We start from the raw sequence: 15387 nt of genomic DNA, 5'->3' as shown, positions 1-15387 counted from the left end.
TTTAAAGCTACCGTCCGCAGTCGGCAGTCCGCCGTCCGCCGTTATTCCGCTGCGGACCGCGGACGGTGGACGGCGGACAATTAGCCATAGATACTACACTCAAGGGAAATAAGAGCGTTCCTCTTTGTCAGTCAAGAGTTTCTCAGGATTTTGATCTCCCTCTTTTGTCTGTTTCCCGCTCTATGGTTGCTTTCTTCATCCCTCTCTCAAACTGGGGGTGAACCAGTCCCGAAAGGATGCTTAGCCTCCATAGCTTCTCAGGTGAAATACCCTCGATTCTAGAAATAAACGGCAGCCCAGATGGAAAAAATTTCCCATTTGATGGGGGGAGGATGTAATTCTACCCGCCGAATATTGTCTGCGATCAATGGCATAATATTTGCTCTATGTCGTAGTTACAATGGGTGTGAAATGTCTCGGAAGGATATATCTGATATCGATCCTGATCCTCTCAGCCGGGTGGGGTTGGGCTGCATCGATCACCTTTTTGGAAAAGACGACGGGCTCTAACAGCCTCAGCCTGAGCGTCGGCGATAGGGTGGAAGTGCAATTGAAACTATCCGCCGGTGGGGCAAAGCTCACAGGTATATCCCTCTTCATATCCTATGATCCGAGCTTTATCGAGGTGGAAGACGCCGATCCGAAAACCCCTGGCCTCCAGCCGGTTGAGGCGACATCACTTTTGAACTGGATGATCTTCAGCAATGAGATCAAGGATGACGTGATAGATTTCTCGATGGCCACCCTGATGAAGGATAAGAGCTTCTCAGGCGAAGGGGTGATCGGCGTAATCCACCTTAAAGCTCTGAGGCCGGTGGGATCGACGGTGATAAGGCTCGAGACGGATGCAGCCCGACATATGGATTCACGTTTCACTTTTCTGGATCAAAACGGGGAGATGAAAACCGCCCCATTTCTGGGGATGAATAAGCTGACGATAACGGTGAGGGGACTCCTTCTCAAACAGATAGGTGACCTGACGATAACGAACGACGGGAAGATCTACCAGATATCCCTCGCCGATTTCATGATCGATCCGGATTCCCCTCCGCCAGGGTTGAAATGGGAGGTGTCGGGTAACAAACACGTTAAGGTTGATTTGGACTTGGATAAACATCTGGCCTCTCTATCATGCGAGGATAAATGGTTCGGCGTCGAGGAGATCACCTTTACGGCGATAGATCCTCAGGGGAACAGGGCGAGCACGAGTGCCTCCGTCACGGTCAAATCACCACCGAGGATCAAGGATATCCCGGATATCACCTTTATAATCGGTGAGAGGAGATATATAAACCTGAATCGATACGTCGTGGACTACGATGATCCCGATCTCAAGGGGATAAAATGGAGCTTCTCAGGTGCGGGGAACGTCGTGGTAAACATCACACCCGATAACAAGGCGTATATCTCGCCGAATGACGGATGGACGGGGCAGGAGACCTTGACCTTCACAGCCACGGATGCGGATGGATATTCGGCCTCCGACTCCTGCACGATCACCATCCTTCCTGACACTTTCCCCAGGGTGCTTGATATCCCGGACGTGATAGCCAAAAGCGACGGGTCATATATGAGCGTGAGGATAGACCTGGACGATTATGTCGTCGATAGCGATACGCCTCCGGATAAGATAGAGTGGAGTTGTGTGGGAAACGTCAACGTGCTGGTGAACATAGACCCGATCACCCATGAGGTCACCTTTTCATCGTTGAACGGGTGGGTTGGCAAGGAGAAAGTGACATTCAGGGCAACCGATCCGGAGGGACATTCCGCCTCGGATGATTGCACGGTCGAAATCATACCCAACAGCCTGCCGCCGGTTCTATCCGATATGCCCGATGTGAGCTTCAGCCTCAAGGTGGGACATGCAGAACTGGATCTGAACAAGTATGTCTCCGATATGGATACCTCCTCGGATAAGATAAGATGGTCGTTTCACGGCAACAGCATCATAACGGTCGAGATCACACCTCAGAACGTCGCACGCTTTACAGCTACGAAGGAGGCGTCGGAACGGATCACCTTTACCGCCACCGATCCGGATGGAAACTCGGCCGAAAAGACCATCACCGTCACCGCCTATCGGCCTAAACCCCCGACGATATCTGATCTCCCGGAGCAGAAGCTGAAGCAGGGGGATGTGCTCGTGGCCTTCGATCTGGATGATTACGTCTCCGACGATCAGACACCGCCACAGAAGATCAAGTGGCATGCGGAAGGGTATGATCCGTCCCATCTGGTCGTATCGATAGGCGAGGACCACCTCCTGACCCTCACCGCCTCATCGAATTGGTTCGGCACGGAGGAGATCAAACTCGTGGCCACCGATGGGGATGGCAACTCCTCAAGCAAGACGCTGAAGGTTAGGGTTATCACCCCGCCCGTCGTCAAACCGATACCGCCGTTATCGCTCGTTGAGGGCCAGACAGACGTATCGTTGGATCTGGACGATTACGTCTCCGATCCTGACACCCCCTTGGATGAGATATCCTGGAGGGCGTCGGGGTATAAAAATCTGATCGTGGTCATCGATTCGAACAACCATAAAGTGATGATACATGCGCCTGAAGGAGTAACTGGCACGGAGAATATCACCTTCACCGCAACAGATCCCGACGGCAACTCGGATGAGACGGAGTTATCCGTTACGATCTCCCCGAAACAGGTCGGAAAACCTCCTATACTGAGCGGATTTTCCGATATATCCATCCCCAAAGGAGGCTCCGACTCATCGATAGATCTGGACGAGCATGTGACCGATCCGGACGGCCTCCCGGAGCTCATAAGCTGGCAGGTAAAAGGGGCGAAGATGCTCAAAGTGGACGTGAATCCCGATACCCATATCGTTACCATATCGCCTCTAAATCCCGATTGGACCGGCGAGGAGATTATAACCTTCGTCGCAACCGATCCGGATGGGAACAGCGCTGAGGCTAAGGTTAAGGTCAGGGTATACGATCCGAACGCCGCCTTACCCCCAAAGATATCACAGCTTCCGGAGGTGAACTTGAAACAGGGCGAATCGATGGAGATCGACCTGAGGAAATATATCTCGGATGAAGATACGCCCTTCGATTCCCTTAAGCTCTCCGTAAAGGGGAATAGCAAGGTATACGTGAATCTCAACGAGACGGGCATCTTAACCCTAACGGCGCCCAGTGATTGGAGTGGGGGGGAGAACCTGACGATCGAAGCGGTCGATCCGGATGGGAATACCGCTTCAGCGGAGATGAAGGTGAACGTTACGGGAGGAAGTTCAGGAAATAACAGCCAACCCCTATCTCTCAAAGTGTTCGTCACGCCTAATCCGGTCAATCCGAACCTGCTGCGCATAACGGTTATCCCTTCGAATAACCTCATCTCCTCCCCTTCCGTTGAGCCCAATCTTGAGGATGGGATAAAAGTGAAGATGGAACGGATCTCCGATAGGATATGGAGCGGGGTGCTCATCCTTCCTCAAAAGGCTTCAGGGCGGGTGAAGATCAGTGTCTCAGCGAAGGATGTCAACGGAAACATCAAGACGGATGAGGTGGAGATCGATCTCGACAAACTCATATCCGTCCGAGGCGATAGCTCCTCAGGGGGGAAGATCATCCCTTCGCTCGATGTCTTTCCTAATCCGGTGAGCGGCGATTCGGTGAAGATCATAGCCGTCGTGCCCGGATTCGCCGCATACAGATTCAGCGTGAAGGTGTTCACCCTCTCGGGTAAGCTCATCGCCTCGCTGGAGAGCGAGAGGTTTAACACGACGGAGAACGGTCATGAGGCAGTTTGGGACCTCAGAGACCGCTCCGGCGAGAAGGTGGCGAATGGGGTTTATATCCTGACGCTTGATGGGATCGGAAAAGTTATCTCGCGTAAATTGGCGGTGAGACGATGAAAGATATGAGATGGGCTTTGATCGTCATGGTTGTTCTGATGGTTTCCTCATGCGGAAAAGAGCTTAATAATCCGTTTGATCCTGAAGCTGGATCGCCCGGGGAGGCATACTTCGCCTATGGCCTAGACAGATTCAACTCGGGGGATTTCAAAGGGGCATTGGGGGGGTTCCAGAAGAGCGTGGAGATCGATCCCACCTTTGCCCTGGGACATGCCGGAATAGGATGGAGCAATCTGTTATCAGGTGATCCGATCATCGCCATTGCAGAGTTCAGCCTCGCCCTTCAGAACCAGAATGATTTACCTGACGCCCTTCTAGGATTGGCGGCGGCTGCATTGGCGGTAGGGGACTATGAGAGGGCGGAATCGAACGCTGAGAAGCTAATCTCCATGTTCTCTGAGGGTAAACCAAAACTCATATTCGCCGATAAACCGCTCGAGAGAGGGTACCTGATACTTGCTGAATCCAGATTTTACCTAGGACGATATTCCGAAGCCGTTTCGGCACTTGAAAATCTGGATTCCGATTTAAAGCTTGACCCTTCAGATGATGGGTTCCCGGAGAAATTCATGGAGGAACTCACGAGATTGAGGGAGGAGATGGAAGGTGAAAGGGGCAACTAAGCTTATTCTGATTTTAATCGCCCTGTTCCTTGCCCTTGCCACATATGCTCAGGAAAATAAGAGATATGTGATACTGATAGACGGCGATAGGGTGTATGTGGATATGGGATATATGGACGGGGTGAGGAAAGGCATGAGATTCGAGATCTATCGAATGGTCAGCGGCTTGAGGGTTAGCGTAGCACGATGTGAAGTCGAGGAAACCTATGATTATGCCTCCAGGCTTAAGGTCATCAGCAAAGCCAGGGGCGAGAGAATACAGATCGGTGATATGGCTGAGGTAACTCCGATACGTGAAGCGGCGATAGCCATCCCACAGGCAAAACCGAAGGAGGAGGTCAGAGGAAGGACCTCCCGCGCCTCAAGCTCAACTCGGTGGTGGGCTTACGGAGGCGGATTGTTTCTCACCGTCGCTGCCCTCTACTTCAATCACTCGGCGAGCGTCCAATACGATAGATACGCCTCAGCCAGAGATCCGGAGGATATATCTCGATATAGAAACGCTTATAACAGGGAGATAACAAAGGCGAGGGTTTCAGCGATCCTGGCAGGAGCGATCGTCGTGGGATATCTGCTGAGACACCAGATGGGACCGTCTAATTCCAAGATATCGGCGTTGATAGCCACTGAAGGTGAAGACGATATGGGAGTGATCGTGAAGATAGGGGGTGTAAGATGGTTTGGAGCGCGATAGCAATTTTGTCGATCCTTATCTCATCAGCCCAGATCGATGGCCGGATAGCCGCCATAAAGGATCAATCGGTGACGATAGATAGAGGACGGGAAGCAGGGATACTACCTGGAGAGGTAATGGACGTCTATCAGACGGAGAGGATGAAGAATCCCCAAACGGGTGAGGAGTATGAGAGAGAAGTCAGGGCGGCTGGGATCTTAGTGGAGGAGGTCCAGGATAGATTCTCGATGGGAAGAGTTATAAACTCACTCAGACCGATACAGGTCGGAGACATCCTCAGACAGCGGACGCGCAATCTCGTCAGAAGCGTCTCGCGGACGCAAAGCTATCTTTACGCCGATCTGACCTCGGACGGTGTCAAATGGATCAAGCCGGGGACAAAACTATGGGTTTTCAGACGGATGAACGTGATCCACCCCGTCACCAAACGCAGGATAAGCTGGCTGGAGAGGGTGGGGGAGGTGGAGGTCGCCGCTGTCACCATACGAACTTTCTCAGCCAGATGCGTTATAACCTCATACGATAGGCCTATACTTGAAAACGATCTCCTCATGCCGCCTGAGGAGAAGGAAAAGAGATTGGATGAAATACATATCCTCAACATATCGGGCGATAAGCTCCTACTCAACATATTCGAAGGTGCTCTCCCGAACGCGGAGTTGGTTATGATGAAGGAGATACCGGATAACCCCGATGAGAGGTTTATCCTGGCTAAGATCAAGGTCATACAGGTCTACAAATACACAACTGAGGTCCAACTGCTAACCCCGCAGCACAAGGATAAACTGTTCGTCGGAGATAAGGTGAAGGTTTATCAGTATTAGAGGCGGATCGATATCCCATCCTTGATTCTCCCTCCTGAATCCGCTAAAATGAACTGTAGATTGCTGCTAGTGATCAAGAGGATAAACTTGTTCCGGGACGGTTCTCATTCCGCTGGGAAATTAAGGTAACACTTTAGTCGAGGGTCGAGAGTCCAGAGTCAAGAGTCTTTCTTATCTTTTGACCCTTGTCTCTCGACTCTCGTCTCTTGTGGTTTCTATCAAGCCGATATGGACCGTCGAGAGGTTTCGATCGCTGTAAGGGGGATCGCCGGATGGCAAAGCGGGTGATGGTCGCCATGAGCGGCGGGGTCGATAGCTCCGTCGCCGCGGCCGTTTTGAAGGAACAGGGATATCAGGTCGTGGGTGTCACCATGCGTCTGGGATATCACGATTCGGCCGGACCGTCCGAATCAACACACCCGACCTGTTGCTCGCTTGATGGGGTGGAGAATGCTCGAAGGGTCGCCTCACAGCTTGGTATTCCCTTCTATGTCCTCAACTTCGAGGAGATCTTCTCCAGGGAGATCATCGATTACTTCTGCAGGGAATACTCTCGCGGCAGGACACCTAATCCCTGCGTCATATGCAACGAGAGGTTAAAGTTCGGCAGGCTTCTTCAGATGGCGAGGGGATTGGGTATAGATTACGTCGCCACAGGCCATTACGCCCGCGTGGAGTTCGATCGCTCCTCCGGGAGGTTCATCCTGAAGAGGGGAATCGATCCGGATAAGGATCAGTCTTACGCCCTGTTCTCGCTGAAGCAGGATCAGCTAAAACATATCATCCTCCCCCTGGGGAACATGAGGAAATCTGAGGTCAGGCGGATCGCCGACAGATTAGGGTTGAAGACAGCTTCCAAGCCGGAAAGCCAGGATCTGTGCTTCATATCGGATAACGACTACGTCAGATTCCTCAAAGAGCGCATGCCGGATGAGATCAAACCCGGCCCGATAATCACCGTCGATGGGAAAGTGGTGGGGAGGCATCCGGGAATTCAGTTCTTCACCGTCGGCCAGCGTAAAGGGCTCGGCATCTCCCTCGGAAGGCCGATGTATGTGGTGAGGATAGATCCCGACCGCAACGCCCTGATAATCGGAACGAGAGAGGAGCTGATGGTGAGAGAGTTCACCGTCTCGGGATTAAATCTGATAAGCATTGATAAAATCGATCGACCTATAAGGGTAAGCATAAAGGTGAGGTATAAAGACCCGGGTAGACCCGGTTTAGTGGAGCAGATCGAGGAGGACAGGGCGAAGGTGATCTATGAACAGCCCCACGGAGCCGTTACGCCCGGGCAGGCCGCTGTTTTCTATGACGGGGATGTTCTCGTGGGGGGAGGATGGATAGATTGATAAAGGGCGGATTTGAGATCCGCCCTATTTGGTGGTTTCCGATTCGGTTTGGGTCTTGGCCTCTGTTTTCCCGGTTTCCGGTTTCTCCTCGCTGAGTTTCTTCAGCTTCCATTTGATCAACCTAGCCTTCGGGTTTTTCTGGAGGAAGGAGTTCCAAAGTTTAACCGCTTCGTCCTTCTGACCCTGTTTGATGTACAGATCTCCGAGCGCGGCGGCGGCGTAGGAGAGGGCCGGATCGATCTCAAGTGCCTTTTTAAACTCGGCGGCCGCTGTTTGAAGGTCGTTCTGCGCCATGGCTATCTCGCCTTTGCCATAATGGATGGCGGCAGCATCCGGGTTTTGTCCGGCTAGATCGTTTATCTCCTTCTGTGCTGTCTGCAGATCGCCCCTTCTGGCGGCGGCGACGGCGGCCATCACCTCCATCACCAGTTTCTGCTCAGGCGACGGAGCCAATCTGGCGGCGGTTTTATACTTCACCCTCGCCCAATTGTAGCTTCCATATTTAAAACAGAGATCGCCCAGCGCCTTCTGCGGTTTATAGGCATAGGACTTATCGCCGGCGGCATCGCTGAAGGCCAGCCCTAGCTCCCTATCGCCTATCTTGTAGTAGTAGAGCTCCGCCAGATGTTGAAGGGCATCCTTGAAATTCGGCCTCTGCGCCACCGCCTTCTCAAACGCCTCCACAGCCTTATCGTCCTGCTTCATCTTCCTGTAGGTCAGGCCGATGTTGTAGTAGACGTCAGGATCTTTCGCCTTGGACAGCCCGATCAGGAAGTTGAAGATATCCAGCGCCTTATCGTATTCCTCGTTTTCATATCTGCGCTGCCCTGTGAGGATCATAACGTCGACGACCTTCAGGTCTCTCCTCGCGGCCTTGGTGAGCATCTCCCTCGCCTTATCCTCCATGCCTTCGTGCTTGTAGCACATGGCCAATCTGACAAAGGCCTGCGGGTTTTTCTCACCCAGGCTGATCGATCGCTCGTAAAGCGCGCCCGCCTCCTTGAATCTGCCCTCGTTATAATACATGTTGGCGAACATGAACATGGCGTCATATAGCGTCCCTTGGCTGTCTATGGAGAATCCCACCTGGTTCATCAATTCATCCGGATCGACGCCGAAACTGGAGTGGAAAACGGGGCCTTGACCTTGCGTGCCACCCGTTTTGGATCCCGCTCCGGTTTTCTTGCCCAGGATTATGTCCCGCTGATCCGGAGGGACGTCGCGCAGCAATCTCTGCTGTCGCAGTTTCTTCCGTCTCTCCTCCATCGCCTGCCGTAAGCTTCTTTCGGAGGAGAGCTTTTTCCTCTCAGCGAGGTCCACCTGCACCCCCATCTGTTTCAGCTTTTGCGCCACCTCATCGAGCACCGCTTTCGTCTCAGGGCTTCCCTTATAGTTCTGCACGAGCTGTTTGTAGGCCTCGACCGCCTCATCGGTGCGGTTTAGCCTCTCCAGAATGTTCCCCCTGTTCCTCAGTGCCTGGGGGATTTGGGGATGATTTGGGAATAGCTGGGGCAATTTACCGTACTCCTCTGCCGCCTTTGAGTATGCAGCTTCGATCTCATCCGTGTTCGCACCGGCCTTCTCCAGCTTTTTCGCCTTCTGCTCATAGCATTTCGCGATCATATATTGGGCGTTACCTGCCCTCTTGGTCTTGGAGAAGTTCTTGACTATCTTTCTGAAATTCTCCACCGCTTTATCGTAATCTCCCTGCTTATAGTAGTATCCCGCGACGTTCCACAGCGCTTCGCTTCCCTCCTCAGTTCCCGGATACTCCTGTGCTAACTCCCGATAGATCTTCAGCCCTTCTTCGATCTTCTTCATCCTCTTGAAGTAGATATCACCGATCTCCAACTTGGCCTTTCGGGCATCATCCGATTTGGGATTGGTCTTGATTATCTGCTGGTAGAGCTTAATAGCATCATCATATCTACCCATCTCAACGAGGTTATCCGCCCTTTTGAGCTGCGACTGGGCGGCGCAACCGGCTATAATCGCTACGGCGAGAACTGAGGTGAAAACCCAGAAGAACCTCCCGAAACCTCTTATCCTCATCTATATCTCCTCCCTAACGCTTTAATCTCCACATAAGAATATAACACCTGAGACCTCTCCGGTCAAGTCAGAAGAGAAATATCCTGTGGCCTTCCTTGCCGGCGAGGAAATCTATGATCAGCCACACACCGCCCGAGATGAACTCCCCCAACACCATTCCCAAAAAGAGCGGTCTATATGTGCGGTAGCTTCGAATGCCGCCATAGCGCATGATAACGGATTTCGCCGCCCAGCCGATCAATATGGAAAACCATAGCTGTATCATCGGCCAGCTCGGCCCCATGGCGTAACCCAAGGGATGAAAGGGCCACCACAAAAACCTCTGACGCATGATCGAAAGACCCAACATCACAGCCGCTCCAATTCCCATATAGGCCACATACGCGCCGTTAGGCTCCTCGGGATTGATGAGCATCGCGCTCAGCCGGCGGAACGGCAGCTGAGGCGCTCCCACGCAGAACCATCTGCTCAGGTTTATCCCTCCATAACGATAGCAGATCCACATCACCGAGACGTATGAAACCCCCATCGCCACCAGTGTGGATAGCAGGATCGACAGGGACAACCTCCGTCTGTTGAAGAGCGGCCTTTCCGTGAGCTTAAAGGAATCCATCATGCTCGGCATCGGCATGGATCGGATATCGAACATGAAGATCATCTCCTGAAAGGCCAGAACGGTGAGGGAGGCGGGCGGTATACGCGCTGTACCGGTCAGAGGCGAAATCAGATCCAACGGCCGATAGGGGGTCTGTATGAACAGCAATCCCCCTTCTGAGACCATCCTGGTCATGCCGATCAACGTGAAGGCGAATATCACCAAAACGGCGGTTATCCATCCCCAGCTCACACCTGCTATCACGCTCCAGACTATCATCGTCAGCAGTCCGAACATCAGCATCAGAACCGCCCATCGGAAGGGAAGCGGCTCGTGGGAATCGTCCACCTTTGGATCGTTCAGAAACGCCTTTCTGAAAATCGCCCTGAGATTTCCCCTCGCCCGCCAGAGGGCCAATATCACGAAGGTGGCAAGCGCGCCGGCCATCTGATATGCGGCGAAGTCCTTGACCGCATATCCGGTCACGTTTCTTATCCGCTTGCCCATCACCACTCCGATCACCGACTGGGCGTGGAAGGCGAAATAGAAAAACCAGAGGCTGAAAGAGAGATCCGTCGGCAGGAGATATACAAAGCCTATCACGCTGAAATGGACGATCGCCCACAGGGGACGGATTATGTTCCAGGGTTTCTCCGTCAGGTATCGGCCCAGATCGTAAAAGAGCCTGATCTCAGGTAGGATGGGGAGATGAAAGTGCAGTCCGTTCCAGGCGTGAATCAAAAACGGTATACCGAATCCCATCCACATCAGCCCATTTCGAAAGAAGGTCGAGTCGTTCTCCGTCCCGATCATCTCCAGCGGGAGTTGAACCAGGGGGAAGATCAACCTCTCCCTCTCCACCCACTGTCGGCGCAGGATCACACAGAGGGAGTACATCACGGCGAACATCGCCAGGGCGAATATGCTCCACATCGCAAGCGGTTTGATCCAGATCCTCCACGGGACAACGGTTCCGCCCGGAAGACCCTCATAGAAGAAGCGTGCGGAGCGCTCGTCCATCATCGCCAGCCAGGAAGGGATATGTTGGAAGAAGAGGGAGGACCACTCATTTTCGGGCGTGGCATAATAGATGGGAGCGGCAAGGATGGGAATCAGATAGGCCGAAAGGCCCAGTGACGGTATGCCAGCCCCCACAAGCATTAGGACGTAGATGGTTATGAGATCATCGCTGCTGAGGAGACGTCGTGTGAAAGGACGGAGCAGGAGAAAGATGGAGAGCATGAATACAGCACCGATAGGCAGATGGCAGGCGGCGATCCATGTGCCCTGTATCAAAAGATCGCTGACGGGCGTGACTGCCGCCAGGATCGCCATGCATAAAATCCCTAACGAAATGGCTCGTAAACGGGGATGCTTCATCTCATTATCACTGACGCTCATATTTCCCTTGAATGTAGGTAGCGAAAGATTTTTCGCCCGTACGGTGGCAATCAACGTCCTATCCCTTTCACGAAAGGTCAAGGGACGAGGATCGAAGGACAAGGGACGAAAAAAGGGACAAGGGTCAAGGGACAAGAGACAAGGGACGAAAAAATAAGACCCTCGACTCTAGACCCTTGACTCTAGACCCTTGACCATTTTTCGACTCTCGACCATCTTAACCTCAACCTAAACCTTAACCTGTTTTTGCATCCCACTACACTCAGCGATAATATGAGCAAACGGCATATATTCTATAGGGATGGGAACAGGAAATCAAGTGGCGACAGGGGTTGCCTACACGGCGATATTCGTTTATACTACCTCGCGAATAACATCCGCCGTTAAATTATGGAGGGGGAGATGTCGTCCGTCACGCCAAAGGATGCTGAAACGCCTTTGGTCTTAACCTTGGACATTGGGACCTCATCGACGCGCTCGCTGATATTTGATTCTCAGGGACGTAGGATATCAGGTGTGGGAGCGCGTATATCTTATACGGTGCGCACCACCCCCGATGGAGGCGCTGAGTTGGACCCGGACGAGGTGCTATCGGCCGTCGTCGATTGTCTGGATCAGACATTAGCTCAGACGGGTAAATTAAAGGGGGAAATAGCGGGGGTAGGAGTATGCAGTTTAGCCGCTTCTCTGGTCGGCGTGACCGATAACAGCGCCGTGACGCCGCTTTACACCTGGGCGGATATCCGCTCGGCGCCGGATGCAGCAAGACTACGCGATCAGGTGGATGAGGCCGCCGTACACGACCGCACGGGCTGCATGATCCACCCAAGTTACCTACCTCCTCGCTTCATGTGGTTACAGCGCACCCAGCCGGATCTTTTCGGACGCGTCGAGAGATGGATGTCCATCAGCGAGTATATCTATCTTCATCTTTTCGGCCGGACAAGATGCAGCTATTCCATCGCCTCCTGGACCGGACTATTAGATCGGCGACGGCTGGCGTGGGATCGGGAGTGGCTGTCCATCCTGCCGGTAGAGGAAGAGCAGCTCTCACCACTATCGGATATTGACATGGCTCTGCGAGATCTTAAGCCGGAATATGGACGGCGTTGGCCTGCTTTGAAGGAGGTTCCATGGTTCCTGGCCGCCGGTGACGGGGTGGGGAGCAATCTGGGAAGCGGCTGTGCTACGCCCGGCAGGATCGCCATCAACGCCGGCACCAGCGGCGCCATGCGGGTGGTGATCCCAGGCACGCCAGAGCGTGTGCCGCGGGGATTATGGTGTTATCGCGTAGATCGACGCCGAAGCCTTCTAGGAGGTGCTCTCAGCAATACGGGCAACATCTATCAGTGGTTGCGACGAACTCTGCAATTACCTCCCGCCGGGGAGATCGAACGTCATCTGAAAGAGGCGGAAGCCGATGGACACGGGCTGACGGTGCTGCCATTCTTGGCCGGGGAACGGGCCCCTGGATGGGCCGGGCATGCGCGAGCGGCCTTCACGGGCATCGGATGGCATACCAGCCCTCTGGATCTATTACAGGCCGGGCTGGAAGCGGTGGCCTACCGCTTCGCACTTATTTACCGCTTGCTCGGCGAGGTCGTGAAAGGCGATGCGGAGGTCATCGTCTCGGGCGGCGCTATGCTGAGCTCACCCGCCTGGATACAGATCCTGTGTGACGTGCTGGGCCGTCCGGTGATCGCCTCAGCTGAGATGGAGGCCACCAGCCGAGGAGCCGCGCTGCTGGTTCTGGAGGCCCTTGGCGTGGTGAAGGACGCTGGTGACGTGCCTCCGGCATTGGGCAGGAGGTTCACCCCACGCCCTGAACGACATGAACGCTATCGGACAGCTATCGAGCGCCAACGGGTCCTCTATGAAAAGTTGATAAAGGAGGCATGAGCGATGGAGAAACGACCGAACATCCTTTTCTTCTTCCCCGATCAGCTTCGGTACGATTGGATCGGGAGCAACTCAAGTATTCCCCTGCGCACGCCGAATCTGGAACGTCTGGAACGTGAAGGCGTTAAATTCACAAGGGCAATCTGTCCCTCACCCCTCTGCGCGCCGTGTCGTGCCTCTTTGGCCTCGGGCAGAGAGTATGACCGTTGCGGCGTGCCGAGCAATCAGGTGGATTATCCGTTGACACAGGGAACCTTCTATCAACTCCTGCGCGATGCGGGCTATCACGTGATGGGATGCGGCAAATTCGATCTGCATAAGGCCACCCTCGATTGGGGACTGGATGGCAAGCGGCTCCTGGAGGAATGGGGGTTTTCCGACGGGATAGATAATGAGGGGAAATGGGACGGGGTCAACAGCGGCCGTGAGCGTCCAAAAGGCCCCTATCTTCGATATCTGGATGAGCGGGGACTGCGCAAGGTGCATATCGAGGATTTCGACAGGCGAAGGGGTCACAAAGATGCCACCTTCCCCACACCGCTTCCGGATGATGCATATTGCGATAACTGGCTCGCTCGAAACGGCCTCGAACTACTCAGCCGGACGCCGAAGGGAAAACCCTGGTTCCTACAGGTCAACTTCACAGGCCCCCATGATCCCTGGGACATCACCGCCTCCATGGTCCGATGGTACAGCAACGCCCATTTCCCAACCCCTTTCGGCAACACCCAGTTTCCGCCCGATGTTCATGATAAGATCCGTGGGAATTACTCGGCCATGGTGGAGAACATCGATCGATGGGTGGGAGTTTATCTGGACGAGCTGGAGAGACGGGGCGAATTGGAGGACACCCTCATCGTCTTCTCAAGCGATCACGGGGAGATGCTCGGCGATCACAATCGATGGGGTAAGGGGGTGCCGTATCAGCCCTCAGTTGGAGTTCCCCTGATCATAGCCGGGCCCGGCATCCGGAAGGGAGTGACATGCGACCTACCCACGACCATCTTGGATCTGACGGCGACCTTCCTGGATTACGCCGAGGTCGAGGCGCCCGACGATATGGAAAGCCGCTCCCTCAGGCCGCTGCTGGAAGGGAGGGATGATAAGGGACGCGATTACGTCCTTTCCGGTCTGAAGGGATGGAGGATGATCTTCGACGGTCGATTTAAGCTCATCAGGGGGTTCGACGAGGGGATATTGCTGTTCGACCTTTGCGAGGATCCCGTCGAAAGCCGGAACGTCGCCGGTGTTTATCCCGAGGTTGTGGATCGATTGAGTTCGATCCTCAACGGTATGCTCCAAACTCCTTGACCGCCTCATACGTGGTTTTCCCTGCTTCCCTGTCATTGACATCATCCCTCAACCGTGATATATTTCATACCGAAAAATTGCGGATTGAGGTGAGAAGGATGAAACATACCCTCATCGGAAGGAATGAGAGGTTTCTTATCGCGGTGGAAAAGGCAGGACAGACGGCTAAAGCGCCCTATTATGGTTACGGAGAACCCCCTCCATGGTGTCCTGAGCTGGTGTGTCCTATGTTCCATTGACGGATTAAATACTTATTGTCGCTCATATTATCGCTGAGTGTAGTAGGATGCAAAAACAGGTTAAGGTTTAGGTTGAGGTTAAGATGGTCGAGAGTCGAAAAATGGTCAAGGGTCTTATTTTTCGTCCCTTGTCTCTTGTCCCTTGACCTTCGTCCCTTGACCCCGGACTCTCGTCTTTCGACCTTAACCTTCGAACGTGAAAGGAGTGGGAGGTTGATTGCCAGCATAACTACACCTAGGGGAGATATGGGCGATACTTATCATTTGTGAGGTATCAATTTTTGACACCTTGAGGATGTAGGATTCATGGGAGTTTGAGGGGTTTTGTGGTTTGGGGGTATCAGAAATTGACACCCTGAGAATTCATTGCTGATGAGGGTTTTGTGTGATGGTGTTGCAATCCCATCCGCAGATGAGACCGAACTTGTTCAGCACGAGGCAGAGCTTCCCTCCCACAATCCATCTGTGGTTGCTTTTGCCTTTCTTGCCGATTTGCCTTTTGCTTCTGCCTTCTCTG

At 53.4% G+C, this 15387-nt stretch carries 9 protein-coding genes; 7 read left to right on the top strand and 2 right to left on the bottom strand.

Features of this window, described 5'->3' with window-relative positions; genetic code table 11:
* Nucleotides 1–400 precede the first annotated feature (400 nt).
* The 5 genes from J7M22_16770 to mnmA all read left to right on the top strand — a co-directional run bounded on the left by J7M22_16770 (nucleotide 401) and on the right by mnmA (nucleotide 7373).
* Entirely contained in the window at nucleotides 401–3880 is a 3480-nt protein-coding gene (locus J7M22_16770; protein MCD6508257.1) for a T9SS type A sorting domain-containing protein, read from the top strand.
* Nucleotides 3877–4503 (top strand): tetratricopeptide repeat protein, encoded by a 627-nt coding sequence (locus tag J7M22_16765; GenBank protein ID MCD6508256.1) that lies wholly within the window; start codon nucleotides 3877–3879, stop codon nucleotides 4501–4503. Before J7M22_16770 ends, J7M22_16765 begins: the two co-directional genes overlap by 4 nt.
* A complete protein-coding gene (locus tag J7M22_16760; GenBank protein ID MCD6508255.1) occupies nucleotides 4487–5197 on the top strand; it encodes a hypothetical protein in 711 nt (236 codons plus the stop codon). Before J7M22_16765 ends, J7M22_16760 begins: the two co-directional genes overlap by 17 nt.
* The gene (locus J7M22_16755; GenBank protein MCD6508254.1) at nucleotides 5179–6021 is read left to right on the top strand and encodes a hypothetical protein; all 843 of its coding nucleotides are present in this window, start codon (nucleotides 5179–5181) and stop codon (nucleotides 6019–6021) included. The genes J7M22_16760 and J7M22_16755 overlap by 19 nt, the downstream gene beginning before the upstream one ends.
* A gap of 272 nt (nucleotides 6022–6293) precedes the next feature.
* Nucleotides 6294–7373 carry a tRNA 2-thiouridine(34) synthase MnmA gene (gene mnmA, locus J7M22_16750; GenBank protein MCD6508253.1) on the top strand — a complete coding sequence of 360 codons (1080 nt, stop codon included), beginning with the start codon at nucleotides 6294–6296 and terminating at the stop codon, nucleotides 7371–7373.
* Nucleotides 7374–7397: 24 nt separating this feature from the next.
* Here the strand turns inward: mnmA and J7M22_16745 are convergent, their stop codons facing one another.
* Together J7M22_16745 and J7M22_16740 are read right to left on the bottom strand one after the other, a co-directional pair.
* Entirely contained in the window at nucleotides 7398–9425 is a 2028-nt protein-coding gene (locus J7M22_16745; GenBank protein MCD6508252.1) for a tetratricopeptide repeat protein, read from the bottom strand.
* A 67-nt stretch (nucleotides 9426–9492) separates the two neighbouring features.
* Nucleotides 9493–11355, bottom strand: coding sequence for a hypothetical protein (locus tag J7M22_16740; protein MCD6508251.1), 1863 nt, complete (start codon nucleotides 11353–11355; stop codon nucleotides 9493–9495).
* A gap of 468 nt (nucleotides 11356–11823) precedes the next feature.
* Here J7M22_16740 and J7M22_16735 point away from each other — a divergent pair, with 468 nt between their 5' ends.
* On the top strand, nucleotides 11824–13320 hold the full coding sequence (locus J7M22_16735; GenBank protein MCD6508250.1) for a gluconokinase: 1497 nt from the start codon (nucleotides 11824–11826) through the stop codon (nucleotides 13318–13320).
* A gap of 3 nt (nucleotides 13321–13323) precedes the next feature.
* Entirely contained in the window at nucleotides 13324–14631 is a 1308-nt protein-coding gene (locus J7M22_16730) for a sulfatase-like hydrolase/transferase (protein MCD6508249.1), read from the top strand.
* The last annotated feature ends 756 nt before the right edge of the window (nucleotides 14632–15387 follow it).

It is taken from the genome of Candidatus Poribacteria bacterium, assembly GCA_021162805.1.
In the GTDB taxonomy this organism is placed as follows: domain Bacteria; phylum Poribacteria; class WGA-4E; order B28-G17; family B28-G17; genus JAGGXZ01.
Note: the sequence above shows the minus strand (reverse complement) of the source record. Positions and strands in the feature narration are given on the sequence as shown.